The sequence below is a fragment of the Pantoea sp. S61 genome, assembly GCF_016625145.1.
GTDB lineage: Bacteria > Pseudomonadota > Gammaproteobacteria > Enterobacterales > Enterobacteriaceae > Pantoea > Pantoea rwandensis_B.
Map to the genome: position 1 here is coordinate 111141 of NZ_JACVUO010000006.1, position 15264 is coordinate 126404.

The window sequence follows — 15264 nt, forward strand, 5'->3', positions numbered from 1 at the left end:
TTTGCGCTAGTTAAGGGTGCGGTAAGCGGCTGCGGCCGGATCTTTCAATTCCGGATGCAGTTGCTCCACCAGTTCTACTTTCAGCGGCGCGGCACTTTTCAACCACGGCGACCAGACTTTACGCACTTCCTGCAAGCGGGCACGCAGCGCGCTTTCATCGGCCGCATCGCTTGCGTGCATCTGCACTACCACCTGGTCCGGTGCCTGCCAGCCATTAAATTGGCTACTGAACGGCAGTACCAACCAGCTTTCCGGGGATTTCTCATTAGCCAGCACCATACGTTCACGGTTGACGGTGGTGATGGTCAGTTCGCTGGTCGACTGCCCGCTGCTTAAACCGGCAATCGGGAAACCTTGTAAAAAGCTCACAGCCACTGATTTTGTGGCCCCGTTACCCATCTGTGTCAGGTTGCTGTTGCCGCTCAACCAGCCATCCTTGCCACACACCAGCCCCTGCTTTGTCGGCACAAAGATGGCGCTGGATTGAGCCGGTTGCTGCCACCAGGTGCGGAAGTGGCAGCCATCCAACAGACTGAATTGCTGCCAGGGCGTGGTGTCCGCAGGCGGTGAACTGATAGTCGGTGTCGGGGTGGCTACCTGAGGTGTTGGGATCGCCGCCTGCGGTGGCGGGGTAACCACCGGCTGCCAATCTTTCGTGCGCTTAGCAGTACCTTCTGCCAGTGCATTACCTTCTGCATCCTGCAATTGCCAGTGCAGTTGTTGCAGCGATTTGCACTGCGACGCCATTAACCCGGCGACACGCGGCAGGAAGCCATCCAGCACGCTGGCACTTTTTTCACCTTTGCTGACGATGCGTAGATCCACACTCTTCTGACACCAACTCGCCAGCTGGTTATCTTTGACGTCATCGATCCAGACATCCAGTTTCTGTGCCGGGGACTGCACAATGCGGTAGTTCTCAGCCAAGGCCTGTGTACTCAGTAGCAGCGCAGCAAGCCCCAATAATCCATATTTCATGTTGGCGTTCTCAATCGCGAAGAGGGAAAAACTGCGCCGCATCTGAGAGCGAGTGCAGTAAGGTGGTGTCCTGAGGTGAACCAACCCACACGGCTAGCGCACTAAAGTTGTCCTGCTGCCCCTGTTCCGGTTGTTCGTTTTTAATGATTTGCTGCATCAGCGTGAGCCACTCTTGCGGCGTGTTGACCATATGCAGTGACTGCTGCATCTGTTCCAGCGTGACCCCATGCCAGAAGCCGTCGGTACACAGGAGAAAGGCATCACCGTCCTCAATCGCCACCACATCGCTGTAGCTGGCATCACGCTGCTCGTCGCCCATACCGAGCGCGAAATAGAGCAAATTGGTGTTGATGCCCTCGGTCTGATGCCCGGCATCTTTCATTTGCTGCACCAGGCTGTGGTCAGTGGTGACGTGGAAGAGATAACCGCGTCGAAACAGATAAAGGCGACTGTCACCGGCGTGTGCCCAGTAAGCCAGGCCGTAATCACGATCGATAAACAGGCTCACCAGTGTTGTGCCCATCCGGCTGTGCTCGCTGCTGGCCTTTTGTTGCTGACGGATGGAGTGATTCGCGTGATTGACATAGTTACGTATCGACTGCGCATTCAGATGGGTTTCGCCGTTAAACGTCTCCATTAAACTGCTGCGGGCGATAGTGGCAGCGACGTCTCCACCCGGGAAACCGGCCACGCCGTCACAGACGACAAAGCAGGCTGAACGTTCACCGATAATCTCACCGGTCTGATCCTGATTGCTGGCGCGGTCGCCCTGATTCGACGTGGAAGCAATAGTGATATTCATGCGTCATCCGTGTGGGTTTGTGAATCTTTATACTGATTAACTTCCATGTCGTAGGCGTGCAGGAAAGCTTCGCCAAACAGGGTGTGAAAGTCATCTTCGATCTCGCCAGCAGTTTCGCCGTAGCGCTCGACAAAATGCTCCCACAACGCCGCTTTACGGCTCCCCGGCAGACCAAGGCGAGATACGGAACCTGCCTCGCGCGCTTCTGCTTCTAGCTGATCAGGATTAAAGGATTGCAGCATAGAAGCGATGATGGCGCGGATACCGGCGATCATCCCTAACTGGTGCGCCTGAAGATCGATCAGCGCATCACGTACCGCCTGGCGCGGCGGCATAAAGCCGGGCATCCGGCTACCAAACATCTGCATCAGCACGGTTTTGCCAGAGGGCAGCAGTTTGAACGGGTTATTGGCATCGTCGAGGATCACCGTCATATCTGCTTTTACGCCACGCTTGAGAATGGAACGTGATGAGAGCAATGCGACGGTACCCTGCGAGAACATGCTGAGCATCTGGCCAAACTGGCGCATCTGATCGCAATCGAACTGCGGCGTGGGCTGCAAATCCTGTAGACCCATTCCTTCCAGCAAGGCATCCAGTAACTCACCTTTCAGCGCATCACCACTGCTTTGAGCCGCCGCCTCGCGCTGGCTGTGAGACGCCACCGGATCAATGCGCAGACGCCCTTTCGGGGTTGGTGATGGAGTACGCTGCACCGCCTGCGGCGTCGGCAAGGTGATACCACCATATTCAAGCGGTGTCGGGCTGGTTTCGGTCGGTTCTTCAGCTTCTTCAGCTTCTTCAGCCACTATTGGCGCAGGCGCCGTGTCGGTATCATCAAATAATGGCGAGCTGCTAAGTTCAGCCAGATCAACGGCGTCAGGCGCGACCGAAGCTGGCTTTAGCTCTGGTTCTGGTTCTGGTTCTGGTTCAACTTCTGGCAGCGGCGGTACTTCGGGTTGCGCCAGCGGAACCGCCCCGCTCATCATTAAACCTAGTGGGTCATCGTGATGGCGGGGATCGGGGGTATTCTGGCAGCCAAACAGACTAAGAGGATCCAGCTCATCAGGCTGCTTCTCAACCGGTGCAGAGGCCGCAACACTCTTCTGCCCGACCAGCGCGCTCGGGGTCGCATCATCAAAAATGCTGTCCTGGGCAAACAACGCATCCTCTTCATCAAACAAACTGCGATGAGTCGGCTGTTGGCCGATATCCAGTGGCGCATCACTAATCAGCGCAGCCAGTGGATTTTCCGGATTACGTTCGGCGGCAGCGGGAGCAGTCAGCGGATGAGCTTCGGATGACGCTGGCGCAGGTTTTTTACGTTGCGATAAATCGTCAGAGATGGAAAATTCTTTCGCCAGGCTGTCCCAGATCTCACTGGGGATTGCGGCAGTGCTGCTCACCGCTGTGGCTGGCTCATCGACAATGATTGCCGCTTTGGCGGCTGGCTTAGCGACCACGCTGGCAGACGATGCGGCGTGAGTATCGTTAACCAGCAACTGATAATCATCAATGCCAATAATATCGCCGTCCTGCAATTCCACCTGACGCCCACGTTCCAGCGGAATATCGTTAAGAAGCACGCGAGTGACATTACCACGGTTGGTCAGACGACATTCACCGTCAGCAGTAATATGCACAATGGCCTGTAATCGGGAAATGGTACGGTCATCATCAGGTAATACCAGATTGTTATCCACCCCACGACCAATGGTGCCGCCGGGAGGTAAGAAGTCAAAGAGAGTCTGCGGCGGCTGATGGCCGGGTTTAGTCGTTATTATCGTAAAGCGCATAACGGATTCCTGCGGTTGGCTGTTCGGCATCTATATCGCGCCTCTCTCGTGAAAGAGGCGGAATATAGGAAGCGTTTTTATGATGGGCTACGGCGCGATTTATCGCGCTCTTTTTAGCTGGTTGATTATTAGTTTAAAACTGCGCGATAAATCGCTTCACTACAGAATGTGGGATTTATCAAAAAAAGATGAGAGAGAAGATATAATAATTAAACAATTAGAAATTTTATTTGTCTTGAGTTTATTACAAGCAGCGGCCCCCAAACAGGAGTCAGCAAGAAGAAGTAATTAGCAATAATTATTCATAAGGAATCGATTTAAGTTGCTCAACACGTTCCAGGTCAACTCTGGCAATGCATTTATCCTTAAGCGCATCGTAAGTAACGGTTCCTTTCTCAGCCATAAAAGACTCAAGGTTACATTGACCATCGCGATACTTTAGCCAGCCGCGCTGTGACTCGGTTAAGGTTAACGTATAGCTTTGCAAAGCTGCCGGTGAAGCGGAATACTCAGCCGCGATTCTATTCTTTGTTGCGAGATACTCTTCATTTAACGTTTTTTCTGCTGTCTGTTTTGCGGATTTAAAGCAGGAGAAAACCTCACCATCATTCACAGCTTTGCCGCAAACATCCTCTGCATTAGCGTAATTCTGTAACACACCGATAAACAGAAAGACAATGATTCCCTTTTTCATACCAACGTCCTTATCGTTTAAAATTTTTCAGCGTCCTTATGAAGACCGCTGAGTTTTACTTTAGATAGGCCTTGCGTAATTCAGCAATAGATTTCAGCGAGGAGTTCTGGAATTTTTCCGTCGTACTATTATCATAGTAAACACCAATACCCGCTTTAAGCCCCATAACATTGTAGCGGCGCGATTTATCGCGCACCTTTGAAAAGAAACTAAATCGCGCCGCTACAAATTACTGCAGAGTTAAAAAATAAATAATATTACGCTTCTTTGTTTTCTTTAATGTTCCAGCCTGAGCTGCTTTCTGCACCTTTACCACCAGAAGAGCTCTGCTCCCAATACTGCTGCTTAACTTTAGAGGCCTGGAAAGAATAGCTCATTCCCAGCGTATCGCCATTGTCAGAGCCATTATAGTTCACATTAGTTACCAGCACGTCTTCCAGTGTAATGCGAGCATATTCAACCTGAGTGCCACCCGCTTTACAGATAGAGAGTTCGACTTTCGTGAGATGCTTACCGCTGGCGCAGTTCTTCAGTAGCGCAGTGGTGGATTTATCGATCAGTGCATTGACGTGCAGATCGTTGAAATTAACCTTACCCGCACCGCCGCCACCGCCAACAGACATATTGCCTGGTTGAGTAGCTCCCCATGAGAAAGAGGTAATATCGGTCCAGCCAGTGTGGTTTGAGTCTTTAGACTCGCCGGTAACGCCGTCGACCTTCATAAACATATCAATAGCCATTATCTTTCTCTCTTAATTGATTGAGATTGTTGCTTTAAAAAAAGCAAGGATATGGCAAAAAGAAAAGCATGGGGCTGAATAAAACAGTCCATATTTTACCTTTGCCTTGCTTCTGAAACAGTGTCGTAAACAATATTTCAGATAACGTATTGCCGAATTTATATCCGACAAAAACTTGTATGCGTTTTTAAATCGATATATATATTGAAAACCTGATTCCCTTTTGCATGCCCGAACTTCACGCACTCATTTCATGGACAGCGACCTGACAGATAGTCTATAGTAGCACAGCGTATCAAAAGTTTACCGAAGGAACGAATATGAAAAAGGTCATCTCAGCATCCCTGATATTAGTGTTATCGCTGCTCTCACTCTATTCAATCGCAGATATTATCGAATCGATAGTTCTGGTTTCTCGTTATGAAAACTTTAATGCCGATTCCACCGGAATCATTGCCGGTAAAATTATCTTTGCAGCGCTCTGCATCGCTATTATTTTTATTTTATATAAAAGAGTACACAAAAGACCGTTTAATTAGTTCGCTTTAACTTTTCGGCTACTGCATAGATTGCAATTGACGCAGTTATTGAAATAATTATCAGAACTGCGTTGATAACTTTCCCCACCAAAGAGATATCCCAGTCAAAGAACAGAATATAATAACCTACACATGTTATTAAAATCAGCGCAGACAAAAAGGTCAGCAAAAGGCTCATGATATAGAGAGCTGTTTTTTTAAACATCACGTATTCCTTCCAGAAAGTTCGAAAACACCTCTTGCGCCAGTGGCGAATTATTCTGTTGTAGTGCAATCGCATCCAGCCAAGGGTCAATATTATCTTGTAGCAGAAAATAGAGTAAATCGAGATCACCTGCACCGCGCAACATGGCATAGACCTCCTTATTCTTTTTCATCAAATCCCGCGAGGTATAGATTGACCTTGAAACAGAAGCACCAATGGTGATGATCCCTGTCATCCCCGCGCTAAAAAGAAACTTAGGGATGACCCGGATAAAGAATCGTGACACAATCTCATTAACAAACAGGTATTTAAAAGCAAAAGATCCCGCTGCACTACCACCCATTTTTACCAGTAATTTTTCTAACTGCTCTTCGCTAAGCCGTTTAAAATATTGCTCAACCACGAGTTTTATCAACTTGCGCAGATCATCACTTGTCGCTCCCTTCTTCAGCAGGCTGATCAAGCGGATGCGATCCGTTTCGTTATCCCAGCGATGGTCACTATCAAGAAAGTCTTTGGTCAGCGCATAGAGATCACCTGGAATAGCGGCAAATCCACTCAGCGCACTCACCATAAACGTCTCAACATCCGATTTCTTTTTGGTATTGAACAGGGCCAGCATGCCATCAGCAATACTTTTCGGCGAATCCATATCCCGAATCCTTTTTAAACAGCGATGATTCCAGAAGACATCAGGCGCAAAGCCATTTAGCGCCTGACATCCTATAAGTTTCAGGATGTGTTCTGCTTGGTAAAACTCAGGCATCGCACATCCTTATTAAAACTTACGTATTGTCATTTTTCAGCGAAGGCAGTTTCGATACCAGACGCAGCGATACCGTCAGACCTTCCAGTTGATAATGCGGACGTAGGAAGAATTTCGCCGCGTAATAACCCGGATTGTCTTCCTGCTCCTCAACGTTCACCTCGGCTGCGGCAAGCGGTTTGCGTGATTTGGTTTCCTGCGAGGAGTTGGCCGGGTCACCATCGACATAGTTCATCACCCAATCATTCAGCCAACGCTCCATCTCATCGCGCTCACGGAATGAGCCGATTTTGTCACGCACAATGCACTTCAAATAGTGAGCAAAGCGGCAGCAGGCAAACATATACGGCAGACGCGCCGCCAGACGCGCATTGGCGGTAGCGTCGGCATCGTGGTATTCCGCCGGTTTCTGCAATGACTGCGCACCAATAAAGGCCGCGAAGTCCGAATTTTTACGATGTACCAGTGGCATAAAACCGTTTTTCGCCAGCTCCGCTTCACGACGATCGCTGATGGCGATCTCAGTTGGACATTTCATGTCCACACCACCATCGTCACTCGGGAAGGTATGGCACGGTAAGTTTTCTACCGCCCCGCCCGATTCCACACCACGGATTGAGGTGCACCAGCCGTACTCTTTGAAGGAACGGTTGATGTTGGCTGCCATCGCATAGGCGGCGTTACTCCAGGCGTAATTGCCATGATCAGAGCCATCCGTTTGCTCTTCAAAATCATAACTGTCCACCGGATTAGTACGGATACCGTATGGCAGACGAGCAAGGAAACGTGGCATCACCAGGCCGAGATAACGTGAATCCTCTGATTCACGCAGACTGCGCCAGGCAGCATATTCAGTGTTCTGGAAAATCTTGGTCAAATCGCGTGGATTCGCTAGTTCCTGCCATGACTCCATCTGCATGACTTCGGGTGCCGCACCGGTAATAAACGGACAGTGTGCCGCTGCGCCAATACGTGCCATCTCTCCCAGCAACTCCACATCCTGTGGGCCATGATCAAAGTAGTAATCACCGACCAGGCAACCGAAAGGTTCGCCACCAAACTGGCCGTATTCCTGCTCATAGATTTTCTTGAACAGCGGGCTGCGATCCCAGCCCACACCTTTGTAACGTTTCAGGGTACGTCCCAGCTCCTGCTTGGAAATACTCATAAAGCGAATTTTAAGCATCTCATCGGTTTCGGTGTTGTTCACCAGATAACTCAGGCCACGCCACGCGCTTTCCAGTTTTTGGAAATCCTGGTGGTGAATAATCTGGTTAACCTGCGCCGATAATTTCTCGTCAATTTCAGCGATCAGTGACTGGATAGTGCGGTACGAGTCGTTGGAAATGGTAACGCTGTTCTCCAGCGCTTGCTGGGCCAGAGTTTTGACCGCGTTTTCAACCGCTTCCCGCGCCTGATCGTTCTTCGGACGAAACTCTTTACTGAGAAGCGCGCTGAATTCATCCTGGCTGAAGCTGGATGCGCTTTCCGCCTGCTGTTGCAATTTCTCGCTCATCATTCTTCCTCCTTACCTTCTGCTACGTCGGCTTGCTTTGGCAGATGCGTCAGCGCCTGCAATAGCGTCGGGTCATGCAGAATTTTGCCAATCAACTCTTCCGCGCCGTTTTTGCCATCCATATAGGTCAACAGGTTAGCAAGCTGGGTACGTGCTTCAAGCAGCTTGTTTAATGGCTCAACGTGGCGTGCAATCGCATCAGGTGAAAAGTCATCCATGCTTTCAAAGGTCAGTTCGACATTGAGTTTTCCCTCACCCGTCAGGGTGTTTTCAACCTGAAACGCCGCACGCGGTTTCATCGCCTTCATGCGCTCGTCAAAATTATCAATATCGATTTCAAGGAATTTACGATCATCAACAGCAGCCTGCGGTTCCAGTGGCTTGCCAGCGAGGTCTGCCAGCACGCCCATCACGAACGGCAGCTGGATTTTGCGTTCCGCACCATAAATCTCCACGTCATATTCAATTTGAACGCGGGGCGCGCGATTGCGGGCAATAAATTTCTGCCCGCTGGATTTCATAGTGGCCATGATTTTCTCCATAAATGATGCGCGGTTAAGGCGCGCAGGTGTCACTGCGTGATGAAATGAGGAACGCGGCGTTAGTCGTGGCGTCCGAAGATGTTTTGCAACTGATGAACGCCGTCCGGTGCCAGATCGCGGATGATGTCCATAAAATCGAGTTCGACCAGCCGCTGTACGCGGTCAATCATTAACGGCGCCGGATGGCTTGGCTCATGCTGGGCGAAGTATTGCTTCACCTTTTCCAGCATCAATTGGGCATCCGCGCGGCTGGTAAGCTGTACTGTCCGCCAGTCTGGCGCATTACGAGTCGCCTTAGATGCTGGCACGTCTGCGGGCTGATCATCAGCAGCATCTGGCAGTGCCTCCGCTGAGTTTGCGGATTGCGTCAGGCTGACCAGCAAGGCAAAACTTTTCTGCAACTGCGTCATATCAGGCACCGCGCTTTCCCCGAGACGTTCGGCGAGCAGCGCGTGCAGGCTTTGCAGGTATTGATAGATGTGTTGCAAGGTGGCAGCGGCGGGTTGCCCCTGCTGCGCCAGTTCGTCGCGCAGACGCGCCATCCCGCCTGGGTAGTCAGGTGTCTCTAATTTGCTGCCATCACACAGGGCGATTGCATCACGAAGCGTGATACCGTCCGAGGCTTGACGTAACAGCCAGGCCTGGCGCACGGCTGCCGTTAACGCAGAAGCGTCTTCAAGCAGTGCCAGCGCATTGATGCGATAGAACGGATCCTGTTCGCCGTCCTCTTCCAGCCGTGGCCAGAGCGGTTCCCAGTAACGCAATAGTGCTTTTTCAATCAGTTCCAGCCCCTGCGCATAGCCTGGCAGGCCATTAAGATGGGTCCACGCCTGGGTGAGGGCCAGCATCACGCGTAAATCTTTGCTGCGGCTCAGCAATTCCGTCGCCAGCTTTTCTACCCGGTTCCAGTCAGCTGGCTCAGCCGGGATAATGGTTTCACCAAACTGTTGCTCAGCTTTACCCGCGCTGGCCTGCTCCATCGCCTGAAAATCAGCGTGATATTCCAGGTTGTCGCCGCAAGGGTCATCATTACCGATCGGCGCCAGCAACGCGTCGAGATTAATAGTCATGCGGTTGCACCTCAGGATTCAAACATCGGGGGGTAAAGTCCATTTCGTCCGGGCTTCGCACCGCCTGCCGGGTCAAACAGCAGCGAAAATAACTGGGCGGTGAAGTTGCCACTATGCACATGGGTGTATAACGGGAAGCCGTCGCTTTGATTGGTCCACCAGAAACTGGTGTAAAACTGGGGATCAAAGATGTCGGCAGGCAGTTGCCAGCTCAGGTTCGACACGCTGCTCCCTTCACCAATAATCGCCAGAATCTCTGATGCCTCCTCCTCTGGCTGCTGCGGCAGAGGAATGCTGAGCAAAGCCTGATCCAACTGTTCCGGGCTACTGCCGTCGCGCACCACACGCAGTAGTGTGTTGCCGACCTGTTGATACCAGTCGCCCGCATAGCCCAGCATGGCAGGCGACCATTCTGTCGGGCTGAAGTGGCGCAGGGCGCACAGCGGATAGTGGCGGCCAACGCTATCGCGTGAAGCGGTCAGGCTCCCCATCTGCACCAGTTGGCTGCCGAGCATCGGTGGCACGACAAAATTCCATACTGGAGCGCTGAGAAACGCTCGCGAAGGCGCATTCTCCCCTTCGGCACTGGTTTGCCAGTGGTGTAACCCCACCTGAAACCAGTGTGACCATTGCCGTAGCAAGCTGTCGGGAATGCGTCGCTTAACAAAGTCCCCCGCACTGGGGAGTTTGCCGTACCAGCCGGGTGCTGCGTATTGCGTCATCGTAAGGCTCCGATTCAGGGACAGCTAAAAGCGGGAAGCTGGAACGGGTTGCGAATGCTGCCGGGGGTAAATGACAGCGTGACCTGATGTCCTTCCACGTTAAAGTTGGCTTCGCGCGTCAGGCCGCCGGACTGTGTCAGCCGGGCGCGATCGAAAAAGCGATTCAGCGCCCAGGGACCACTGGTGACCAGCGTGGAGGTGGTACCATTAGTTAAGCCAAGCTGCATACGCACTTGACTGGTGCCACCAGGCCCCGGCCAACTGACCATTTGTACCGCCTGTGGGCCATGGCTGTAGCGCAGGATCTGCCCATCGACATCCAGCGTCAGGGTGAGGATTTCGTTATCCATTTTTACCGTGCGCAGTGTGACGCGAAAAGATGGCGTGGTCGCGCCATTGGTAAAGAACGCATCGCGAATTGACTGCGACTGCTGGAACGGACGCAGCAACGCTTCACCACCCGGCAAGGTTTTGCCATCAATCCCGGGTGTGAAACGCCAGGCCGCGTGGGTGGTATCAACTTTGCTCGCCAGATTGTCACGGAAGAAGCTGTCCATCAGGCCGCTTCCCGGCGCAAACATGCGTGCCAGGTCATCGGGAGTCACTTCGTTGCTACCATTGCGCACCAGCGGATAACGTCCGGCGATAGCCTGCTGACAGAAACTGCCCACCTCCATCTGGATACGTTTGCGTACGTTATCCATATCGCGACGCTGGGCGTCTGAACTGGCCCCCACCGCCATGCTGGAAACCATGTTTTGTAATGTACCAGGTAAACGACCCGCACTGGCCTGTACGCGGCTAATGGCATCACTCGATGGCGGTGGCATACCGCTGTTAGCCGCATCTTGCACCGCGGTCAGGTAACGATAGAGATCGTCAATCTGGTGCAGAAAATCATCCACCGCCAGCACTTTACTGCCCTGCTGTAACGGCTGCGCCAGTTCGATAATCGAGGCAAAGTGCGCACCCACTACCTGTTCTGGTGCCGGATTCGCTTCGTTCTGTGCCGCACTGGCCTTCGGCGCACTAAATAATGCCTGCAAGGTGCGGGTAGCGCTATTGTCTGACGCTGGCGGCGCGGTTTGTGCTGCTTTGTCATCTGTTATCGGACGCGTCAGCGTCAACACTTTACTCAGGTTGATAACCAACTGGCGCAATGGTGAGTGGTTGCCGGAAAGTAAACGAGCGGTGTTAATACGCTGTGCCAGATCAGCGCTGTTATTGAGCTGAATATCGCTGAGGAATTGTTCCCACTGACGAATGTAATCCTGCATATAGAGCTGGCGCACCGCTAAGTCGGTCTGTTGGCTGTTTTCCTGTTGCGTGGTGCCGCCCAATACCCAGCGATCGTCCTGATACAGTGCCTGAGTTACCGGCGCAATTTGCTTATCAACGTGCTGCCAGTATCCGTCCGGGGTATACAGGCCTGCGACGCCATCGTTAACCGACTTTCCACTTTTACGTGAGAACACCAGTTCGCTTTGCGGGCCACCGAGCGCGGCGAGGGTAACCGTAGGTAAGCTGCCATCACGTTGTAGCAGGCGCTTCAGGCGTCCGTAGACGCGCTGTGATAGCGGCATCTGATTAATCAGCGCCTGCTCGCGCTTTACCAGCGCATCATCCTGCGCATAAGGCGAGGATTGGATTTGCGTTTCCAGCAACTGTTGCAGATGCCACGCCAGCTGTTTGACTTCCTGCTGGGTCACGTTCTGCGGTAGCTCACGCGAGATATTCAGCATCAGCCAGGCTTGCAGGAACTTGCCGTCATAATGCTTGGGTTGATACAGCATCTGATACGCCTTCAGCGCCTCGTAGCTGTAATCCGCATCACTGCCGTTGTCATTACGCAGCCAGCGGGTGATGTTTTGTGCCACCTGCGGCAGCAACAATTGCTTCAACGCTTTGCTGTAAAGTGCCTGGCTGGCGTCACTTACTTCAATGCCACGGTATAACCACATACGACGCGTTAGCGGTGGTTCCTGCAATGAGAAGTCTTTGCTCTCCGGCAGATGCAACAGCGTATTGAGGTAAGGCACTAGCGCAAACAAATCGCCATTACCCTGGCGTTGCAGTTGTTCGCCAAGTTGCTCAACTTGCGGCGTCTTTGCTGCCATCTCCTGTAAATAGGTTTTATTTTTACTGTAACTGGTTAGCCACAACGCCCCTGCAACGACCACAATGACCAAAAGCGCCAGATAGCCGGACCATAATCCCGCACGATTGCGCAGTTCCCACCAGCGATTGCTGGCTGCCAGGCCGGATTCCTGAAATACCACATCTTCCAGCATGTCTTTCAGGAAAAAGCTTTGCCCTTTGGTCGGGGGGATGGGTGCATCTTTGCCAACCTGATCCCAGCGACCTGATTCACCGTTCTGTTGTCCCGGCAAATGCAACGCGCGGGTTAACTCCCCCATCACGCGGTCAAACGGCAGTCCTTCCTGGGTACCACTGGCAAAGTAGATACCGCGCGGAGCGAACTGGGTTTCAAAATCGGAGCGGGCGAATAAGGTCTCCAGTGCTTCGGCCAGCAACGGACGTAATGCGGCAAACTCCTGCGGGAACAGATAACTATCCGCGCGCGACTGGGCATCGCTTTCAGCCAGCAAGGTATCGGCTAGCCCGGCATCCAGACGTTGTTGCAGCAGCGAATACTCCTGCTGGAACTTGCCACTCAGTTCGAAATCGGCCGTAGACGCCTGCGCCCAGGGAAAGGTGAAGCCCCATATCTGTTCGCGCTGGGTTTTATCCAGCCCGGCAAAATAGCTGCGAAACCCTTTCAACAAGTCCGCTTTGGTAACCAGCACGTAGACCGGGAAACGAATACCGAGGCGGTCGTGCAGCTCCATTAGACGCTGACGTAAAGTGAGGGCCTGATTGCGCAAGGCTTCCGGCGTCTGACTAAGTAGATCCGCCACGCTCAGGGTGACGATGACACCATTGATCGGCTGGCGACCACGATATTTGCAGAGCAACGCCAGAAAGTGGTGCCACTCACTGGCATCACGCTCCTGTTGGCTCTCCTGAGTAGCATAGCGTCCGGCGGTGTCCAGCAGCACAGCATCATTGGTAAACCACCAGTCGCAGTTGCGCGTGCCCCCGATACCCCGCAGCGCGGCCTTACCAAACTTATCCGCCAGCGGGAATTGCAGACCCGAATTGACCAGCGCAGTCGTTTTACCGGCCCCCGGAGCGCCGATGATCATGTACCACGGCAATTGGTAGAGATACTGACGGCTGAAACGCTGTGCCCAAAACGGCGTCCCTTTGCTGTTATGACGCTGGAAATGCGCTTTTTTCAGCATCTCCGTCGCTTCGCCAAAACGGCTCGCCAGCACTTGCTCCTCGTTGGTGAGGCATTTTCTGTCCTGTTCAGATTCGCCACTCGGGCGGGTTTCCAGGCTCGACATCAGTTTACGGTTGAGCCACATGTTGTAGAGGCGAGGAATCGCCTGGCTCAAACCCCACACCAGATACAGCAAGGCAATACTGATCACGCGATTCTGCTCAGGTTCAAGCGGCCGCGAATCGACAATCGAGAACACCGGGCCAATCACCCAGATGATAAATGATAGCGCCGTGATACCGACAAAACCCCAGGCGAGGCGGCTGGTCAGCACGGCAAAAAGCATATTCAGCATGGATTAGTTCCCTCTCGCCAGGCCGTTGAGTTCAGCTAGCGTCGCATCCGGCGCCACCAGCAGCGTAATCTCCACACGACGGTTACGCGCACGGTTCTCAGCACTGGTATTTGGCACAATTGGATTGCTCTCGCCACGCCCTTCAGCTTTCACGCGTGCCGGTTGGGTCAATTGCTTTTGCAGCAAGCTCTGAACCGTCTGGGCACGTGCCAGCGAGAGTTCATAGTTGGAAGCAAAACGGGCGCTGCGGATCGGTACGTTATCGCTGTAACCCACCACCAGAATCTTGCCGCTGACGTTATTCATCGCCGCCGCAATACGTTCGATAACCGCTTCATAACGGCCCCGCACCGTGGTTGCGCCGGAGGTAAACAAGCCATCCCCTTTTAGCGTCACGACGCTTTGATCGGCTTCATCCCGCACCACGACCAGGCCAGCATCAATTTCCGGTTTGAGGAACGTTTTCAGATTGAGCGCAGCCGGTGGCGGCGGTGCCGGATGACGAATCTGCATTTCCGGTAATGAAGTTTGGTAAATGTTGGCCAGCACTGGCGTGGTGTAATCCCCCAGCCGCCAGTTGAGAACGATATAGAACAGACAGGCACCGAGCGCGGCCACTGCAGCGCAGGCCCACAGCGGGATCATCGGACGCCATAACTTGCGCAACACCGGTTGATCGGTCGGATGCAACGACAGCGCCGCCGCATAGCTGCCGCGTACGCTTTTGATCATCTGCAACAGTCGTTGTTTGATGGTTTCCAGCTGCGAGCGCCCATTGTCCAGTACCCGATAGCGCCCTTCAAAACCGAGCAGCAGGCAAAAGTAGATCAATTCCAGTAACAGGATATGCTGACGCGGATTCTGCGACAGTTTTGCCAGCAACTGGAAAAATTTCTCTCCGCCCCAGGTTTCATTATGAAAAGTGACCAGCAAACCTTTGCTGGTCCAGACGCCTCGGCTACCCCAGGGCGTCAGCGCGGCGGCTTCATCCAGTGCGGTGCACAGGCAATAACGCGCACCGATGATCACTTCATAACTCAGGCCCGACTGCTGACAACGCAGTTCAAAGTGACGGATCTGGTCTATCAATTGCTGACGCAGACGTGCGGGATCGTCATGGGAAACGGAGTGCCGGATCTGCGGGATGGCGTTAATCAGCGGGTTAGCCGCTGCCACCAACGCATTCTGGTGGCTCACGTCGGGCTGTGCGACATCGCTATTCGATTTCTGTTGTGGCTGCATCATGCGTGCTC

Annotated in this window: 15 protein-coding genes; 2 read left to right on the forward strand and 13 right to left on the reverse strand. The window is 52.9% G+C overall.

All coding sequences use genetic code 11. From position 1 onward, the window contains the following. Positions 1-6: 6 nt before the first annotated feature. From IAE30_RS13945 to tagH, 3 genes are read right to left on the reverse strand one after another with little or no spacing between them, the layout of a single operon-like run. Positions 7-978 (reverse strand): hypothetical protein, encoded by a 972-nt coding sequence (locus IAE30_RS13945; RefSeq protein WP_200680183.1) that lies wholly within the window; start codon positions 976-978, stop codon positions 7-9. A gap of 10 nt (positions 979-988) precedes the next feature. Further along, entirely contained in the window at positions 989-1780 is a 792-nt protein-coding gene (locus tag IAE30_RS13950; protein WP_038646150.1) for a PP2C family serine/threonine-protein phosphatase, read from the reverse strand. Continuing rightward, complete coding sequence (gene tagH / locus IAE30_RS13955; RefSeq protein ID WP_200680185.1) at positions 1777-3576, reverse strand: type VI secretion system-associated FHA domain protein TagH; 1800 nt, start codon at positions 3574-3576, stop codon at positions 1777-1779. Before tagH ends, IAE30_RS13950 begins: the two co-directional genes overlap by 4 nt. 79 nt (positions 3577-3655) lie before the next feature. On the opposite strand from tagH, the gene IAE30_RS13960 reads away from it, so the two are divergent. Further along, the gene (locus tag IAE30_RS13960) at positions 3656-3868 is read left to right on the forward strand and encodes a hypothetical protein (protein ID WP_038646146.1); all 213 of its coding nucleotides are present in this window, start codon (positions 3656-3658) and stop codon (positions 3866-3868) included. A gap of 6 nt (positions 3869-3874) precedes the next feature. Here IAE30_RS13960 and IAE30_RS13965 read toward each other — a convergent pair whose 3' ends face one another. Together IAE30_RS13965 and IAE30_RS13970 are read right to left on the reverse strand one after the other, a co-directional pair. Beyond that, positions 3875-4270, reverse strand: a complete 396-nt coding sequence (locus tag IAE30_RS13965; protein ID WP_038646144.1) for a lysozyme inhibitor LprI family protein — start codon at positions 4268-4270, stop codon at positions 3875-3877. A gap of 257 nt (positions 4271-4527) precedes the next feature. After that, the gene (locus IAE30_RS13970; protein WP_038646141.1) at positions 4528-5010 is read right to left on the reverse strand and encodes a type VI secretion system tube protein Hcp; all 483 of its coding nucleotides are present in this window, start codon (positions 5008-5010) and stop codon (positions 4528-4530) included. A 320-nt stretch (positions 5011-5330) separates the two neighbouring features. On the opposite strand from IAE30_RS13970, the gene IAE30_RS13975 reads away from it, so the two are divergent. Next, a complete protein-coding gene (locus IAE30_RS13975) occupies positions 5331-5549 on the forward strand; it encodes a hypothetical protein (RefSeq protein ID WP_038646139.1) in 219 nt (72 codons plus the stop codon). Here IAE30_RS13975 and IAE30_RS13980 read toward each other — a convergent pair. The 8 genes from IAE30_RS13980 to IAE30_RS14015 form a co-directional block, all read right to left on the reverse strand. Further along, the gene (locus IAE30_RS13980; protein ID WP_038646137.1) at positions 5542-5754 is read right to left on the reverse strand and encodes a hypothetical protein; all 213 of its coding nucleotides are present in this window, start codon (positions 5752-5754) and stop codon (positions 5542-5544) included. The two genes, IAE30_RS13975 and IAE30_RS13980, sit on opposite strands and share 8 nt — an antisense overlap. Beyond that, positions 5747-6520: a hypothetical protein gene (locus tag IAE30_RS13985; protein ID WP_234472763.1), complete on the reverse strand. Its 774-nt coding sequence runs from the start codon at positions 6518-6520 to the stop codon at positions 5747-5749. The genes IAE30_RS13980 and IAE30_RS13985 overlap by 8 nt, the downstream gene beginning before the upstream one ends. Before the next feature lie 19 nt (positions 6521-6539). Further along, positions 6540-8036: a type VI secretion system contractile sheath large subunit gene (gene tssC / locus IAE30_RS13990; protein WP_097116743.1), complete on the reverse strand. Its 1497-nt coding sequence runs from the start codon at positions 8034-8036 to the stop codon at positions 6540-6542. Then, positions 8036-8566 (reverse strand): type VI secretion system contractile sheath small subunit, encoded by a 531-nt coding sequence (gene tssB, locus IAE30_RS13995; RefSeq protein ID WP_045813586.1) that lies wholly within the window; start codon positions 8564-8566, stop codon positions 8036-8038. Before tssB ends, tssC begins: the two co-directional genes overlap by 1 nt. A gap of 71 nt (positions 8567-8637) precedes the next feature. Then, positions 8638-9648: a type VI secretion system protein TssA gene (gene tssA, locus IAE30_RS14000; RefSeq protein WP_200680186.1), complete on the reverse strand. Its 1011-nt coding sequence runs from the start codon at positions 9646-9648 to the stop codon at positions 8638-8640. A gap of 11 nt (positions 9649-9659) precedes the next feature. Beyond that, positions 9660-10370: a type VI secretion system-associated protein TagF gene (tagF, locus tag IAE30_RS14005; RefSeq protein WP_038646127.1), complete on the reverse strand. Its 711-nt coding sequence runs from the start codon at positions 10368-10370 to the stop codon at positions 9660-9662. Positions 10371-10384: 14 nt separating this feature from the next. Continuing rightward, positions 10385-14011, reverse strand: coding sequence for a type VI secretion system membrane subunit TssM (gene tssM / locus IAE30_RS14010; protein WP_200680187.1), 3627 nt, complete (start codon positions 14009-14011; stop codon positions 10385-10387). Positions 14012-14014: 3 nt separating this feature from the next. Beyond that, positions 14015-15256, reverse strand: a complete 1242-nt coding sequence (locus IAE30_RS14015; RefSeq protein WP_081946721.1) for a DotU family type VI secretion system protein — start codon at positions 15254-15256, stop codon at positions 14015-14017. Between the last annotated feature and the right edge of the window lie 8 nt (positions 15257-15264).

What these genes read in the sequence shown, in the direction of transcription:
- IAE30_RS13965 (WP_038646144.1), bottom strand. Translation starts at nt 4,270, where the DNA reads ATGAAAAAGGGAATCATTGTCTTTCTGTTTATCGGTGTGTTACAGAAT.
- IAE30_RS13980 (WP_038646137.1), bottom strand. Translation starts at nt 5,754, where the DNA reads ATGTTTAAAAAAACAGCTCTCTATATCATGAGCCTTTTGCTGACCTTT.
- IAE30_RS13950 (WP_038646150.1), bottom strand. Translation starts at nt 1,780, where the DNA reads ATGAATATCACTATTGCTTCCACGTCGAATCAGGGCGACCGCGCCAGC.
- tssA (WP_200680186.1), bottom strand. Translation starts at nt 9,648, where the DNA reads ATGACTATTAATCTCGACGCGTTGCTGGCGCCGATCGGTAATGATGAC.
- IAE30_RS13985 (WP_234472763.1), bottom strand. Translation starts at nt 6,520, where the DNA reads ATGCCTGAGTTTTACCAAGCAGAACACATCCTGAAACTTATAGGATGT.
- IAE30_RS13975 (WP_038646139.1), top strand. Translation starts at nt 5,331, where the DNA reads ATGAAAAAGGTCATCTCAGCATCCCTGATATTAGTGTTATCGCTGCTC.
- IAE30_RS13945 (WP_200680183.1), bottom strand. Translation starts at nt 978, where the DNA reads ATGAAATATGGATTATTGGGGCTTGCTGCGCTGCTACTGAGTACACAG.
- tssM (WP_200680187.1), bottom strand. Translation starts at nt 14,011, where the DNA reads ATGCTGAATATGCTTTTTGCCGTGCTGACCAGCCGCCTCGCCTGGGGT.
- tssC (WP_097116743.1), bottom strand. Translation starts at nt 8,036, where the DNA reads ATGAGCGAGAAATTGCAACAGCAGGCGGAAAGCGCATCCAGCTTCAGC.
- tssB (WP_045813586.1), bottom strand. Translation starts at nt 8,566, where the DNA reads ATGGCCACTATGAAATCCAGCGGGCAGAAATTTATTGCCCGCAATCGC.
- tagF (WP_038646127.1), bottom strand. Translation starts at nt 10,370, where the DNA reads ATGACGCAATACGCAGCACCCGGCTGGTACGGCAAACTCCCCAGTGCG.
- IAE30_RS13960 (WP_038646146.1), top strand. Translation starts at nt 3,656, where the DNA reads ATGATGGGCTACGGCGCGATTTATCGCGCTCTTTTTAGCTGGTTGATT.
- IAE30_RS14015 (WP_081946721.1), bottom strand. Translation starts at nt 15,256, where the DNA reads ATGATGCAGCCACAACAGAAATCGAATAGCGATGTCGCACAGCCCGAC.
- tagH (WP_200680185.1), bottom strand. Translation starts at nt 3,576, where the DNA reads ATGCGCTTTACGATAATAACGACTAAACCCGGCCATCAGCCGCCGCAG.
- IAE30_RS13970 (WP_038646141.1), bottom strand. Translation starts at nt 5,010, where the DNA reads ATGGCTATTGATATGTTTATGAAGGTCGACGGCGTTACCGGCGAGTCT.